Below are 2,891 nucleotides of genomic sequence, written 5' to 3'. Positions count from 1 at the left end.
TAGCTTCATCCACGCGCTCGCCACCATGCCGCACCCTGAAAGCGTGCCGATCAACGCGCTTGTCCCCGTAAAGGGCACCGTTCTGGGCGATATGCTCGCCGATACGCCGCTCGCGAAGATCGACGAGACCGAGTTCGTGCGAACGGTTGCGGTTGCTCGGATCACGATGCCGCTATCGATGGTGCGGCTGAGTGCAGGCCGCGAGAGCATGTCGGAAAGCTGCCAGGCTCTGTGCTTCATGGCAGGCGCGAACAGCATCTTCACCGGCGACAAGCTGCTGACCGCGCCCAACGCAGGCGACGACAAGGACAGCGCGCTGCTTGCCAAGCTGGGGATGAAGGCGATGGCCGCTCAGCCGCATGGGGCGATGGAGGCTGCGGAGTGAATGCATTGCGGCCAAACACATCCAGTGGTATAACAGTATCACAGAAAGGTAGAAACGCATGGGCGCGCAGATGAACATCAAGAGCGAGGAGGCCTACCAACTCGCCAGCAAGATTGCTAAAGCCGAAGGGATTAGTCTGACGCAGGCAGTGGTCGAGGCACTGCGCATGCGCGAGCGTGAAATTTCGCAAGAGGTTCGGTTCGCAAAGGCTATGGAACTTTGCCGTGACGCCCGTGCTTTGATGTCACCCGAAACGCTGGCGCTGGATATCGACGACTATCTTTATGACGAATATGGTTTGCCGAAATGATCGTCGACAGTTCGGCATTGGTTGCGATGCTGTGGCGCGAACCCGAGGGAGAGGCTTTCGGCAAGGCTATTGCGGCTGACCGGTCGCCTGTGGTGTCGGCTGCGAACTATCTGGAGGCAGGAATTGTGATCGACCGTGAACGCAATCCGGCTCTCAGCGCCAAACTAGATGCTGTTATTGCTGAACTGGGCATCGCAATCGTCCCCGTCACCCCTGAACACGCGAAAATCGCGCGGCAGGCCTATCGCGATTTCGGCAAGGGCAGCGGCCATCCGGCCAAGCTTAATTTCGGCGATTGCTTCGCCTATGCGCTGGCGACGGAGCGCGGCGACGCGCTGCTCTACAAGGGCGAGGATTTTGCCCATGCCGGTTTGGCGAGGGTGGTGTGAGCGCAGATGCAACCCGTCATGCTGAACTTGTTTCAGCATCCATCGTGCTTCGGCAACCGAAGCCGCGTTGGGCGAAATGGACCCTGAAAAAAGTTCGCGGTGACGCAATTTTGTTGAAAGTTTACGCCACCAAGACATCACGTTTAACTGCTTCGCCGATCTTTTGCTCAGCGATATACAAATCATATCCTGACTGCATGTCCATCCAAAGCCTGGCTGGCGTTCCCAAGCTGGCCTCCAGCCGCAATGCGGTGTCCGGACTGATGCCACGCCTACCTGCAACGATATCCTGGATTCGTTGGGGTGGCACACGGAGCTTTAATGCGAAAGCATTGGCGGAAAGGCCGCGTACTTCAAGTTCTTCCTTGAGCACGGTGCCAGGGTGGATTTGTTCGAATGCAAACTGGGTCACAAAAACCTCCTCAATGATAATCGACGATCTCGACGTCTTCGGCATTGCCTTCTCGAAATCGAAAGACCAATCGCCACGGCCCGTTGATCGTCATCGCCCACTGCCCCTTACGGTCACCGGACAGGCTGTGCAGCCCAACCGATTTCAACGGTGGAATATCGTCCAGTGCGGTCGCGGCATGCAAAAGCTTCAATCTCGCCATCGCCTTGGCAACATCCAGTCCGCTGAACTTCGACTTGCCGGTCTCGGCAAATCGTTCCGTGGTGCGGTTGGCGAAGCTGACGATCACCCAATGAATTTCTCACACCACGCATGACACGTCAACCATGTCACATTCAGCCGAGGCCATGATATGCCAATCACCAAAATCCTGATCGCCAACCGGGGCGAGATTGCCTGCCGGGTTATCCGCACCGCGCGTAAAATGGGCATCAAGACCGTTGCGGTTTACTCCGATGCCGATGCGCGTTCCCCGCATGTCGAGATGGCGGACGAAGCGGTGCACATCGGCCCGTCGCCTGCCGCGCAGTCCTATCTGCTGGCGGACAAGATCATCGCGGCGTGCAAGCAAACCGGCGCGGATGCGGTGCATCCTGGCTATGGCTTCCTGTCTGAGCGCACCAGCTTTGCCGAGGCATTGAAGGACGCTGGCATTACATTCATCGGCCCCCCGCCAAACGCCATTGCCGCGATGGGCGACAAGATCGAGTCCAAGAAGCTGGCGCTGAAAGCAGGCGTCAACGTCGTGCCGGGTTTTGTCGGCGAGATTGACGACACTGAACACGCGGTGCGCATCTCTGAGGAAATCGGCTATCCGGTGATGATGAAGGCCTCGGCCGGCGGCGGCGGCAAGGGGATGCGGCTGGCGTTTAACGAACAGGACGTGCGCGAGGGCTTTGAGGCGACCAAGCGTGAGGGGCTGGCGAGCTTTGGCGATGACCGCGTGTTCATCGAGAAATTCATCCTGCAGCCGCGCCACATCGAGATCCAGGTGCTGGGCGATCAGCACGGCAATATCGTGTATCTGGGCGAGCGCGAATGCTCGATCCAGCGGCGCCACCAGAAGGTGGTCGAAGAAGCGCCCTCGCCATTTGTCACGCCCGAGATGCGCAGGAAAATGGGCGAGCAGGCGGTCGCCCTGGCGCGCGCGGTGGGCTATTACAGCGCGGGCACGGTTGAGCTGATCGTCTCGGGCGCGGACAAGACCGGCGAGGGCTTTTACTTCCTCGAAATGAACACCCGGCTGCAGGTCGAGCACCCCGTGACTGAACTGGTCACCGGCCTCGATCTGGTCGAGCAGATGATCCGCGTCGCCAATGGCGAGCCGCTGGGTTTCACGCAGGATGACTTCAAGCTCACCGGCTGGGCGGTCGAAAACCGCGTTTATGCCGAAGA

Annotated in this window: 5 protein-coding genes and 1 pseudogene; 4 read left to right on the top strand and 2 right to left on the bottom strand. The window is 59.1% G+C overall.

The annotated features are described in order from the left end of the window. From ACEW8G_RS06265 to ACEW8G_RS06255, 3 genes and pseudogenes are all read left to right on the top strand, one after another. Positions 1 to 385, top strand: a pseudogene (locus tag ACEW8G_RS06265) (biotin synthase); the annotation flags it as partial. A gap of 58 nt (positions 386 to 443) precedes the next feature. Next, on the top strand, positions 444 to 695 hold the full coding sequence (locus ACEW8G_RS06260) for a type II toxin-antitoxin system VapB family antitoxin (RefSeq protein WP_373487581.1): 252 nt from the start codon (positions 444 to 446) through the stop codon (positions 693 to 695). Then, positions 692 to 1,084 carry a type II toxin-antitoxin system VapC family toxin gene (locus tag ACEW8G_RS06255; protein ID WP_373487580.1) on the top strand — a complete coding sequence of 131 codons (393 nt, stop codon included), beginning with the start codon at positions 692 to 694 and terminating at the stop codon, positions 1,082 to 1,084. Before ACEW8G_RS06260 ends, ACEW8G_RS06255 begins: the two co-directional genes overlap by 4 nt. Before the next feature lie 121 nt (positions 1,085 to 1,205). Here ACEW8G_RS06255 and ACEW8G_RS06250 read toward each other — a convergent pair whose 3' ends face one another. Beyond that, complete coding sequence (locus ACEW8G_RS06250) at positions 1,206 to 1,496, bottom strand: HigA family addiction module antitoxin (protein WP_373487579.1); 291 nt, start codon at positions 1,494 to 1,496, stop codon at positions 1,206 to 1,208. A 10-nt stretch (positions 1,497 to 1,506) separates the two neighbouring features. After that, positions 1,507 to 1,785: a type II toxin-antitoxin system RelE/ParE family toxin gene (locus ACEW8G_RS06245; protein WP_373487578.1), complete on the bottom strand. Its 279-nt coding sequence runs from the start codon at positions 1,783 to 1,785 to the stop codon at positions 1,507 to 1,509. 63 nt (positions 1,786 to 1,848) lie between these two features. Here ACEW8G_RS06245 and ACEW8G_RS06240 point away from each other — a divergent pair. Further along, positions 1,849 to 2,891, top strand: a 1,043-nt coding sequence (locus tag ACEW8G_RS06240) for an acetyl/propionyl/methylcrotonyl-CoA carboxylase subunit alpha (RefSeq protein ID WP_373487577.1), incomplete at its 3' end; no start/stop codon positions are given.

Origin of the sequence: Blastomonas sp. (assembly GCF_041747255.1) — a bacterium.
In the GTDB taxonomy this organism is placed as follows: Bacteria; Pseudomonadota; Alphaproteobacteria; order Sphingomonadales; family Sphingomonadaceae; genus Blastomonas.
This window is presented reverse-complemented; position numbering and strand designations above follow the sequence as displayed.

What these genes read in the sequence shown, in the direction of transcription:
- ACEW8G_RS06260 (WP_373487581.1), top strand. Translation starts at nt 444, where the DNA reads ATGGGCGCGCAGATGAACATCAAGAGCGAGGAGGCCTACCAACTCGCC.
- ACEW8G_RS06255 (WP_373487580.1), top strand. Translation starts at nt 692, where the DNA reads ATGATCGTCGACAGTTCGGCATTGGTTGCGATGCTGTGGCGCGAACCC.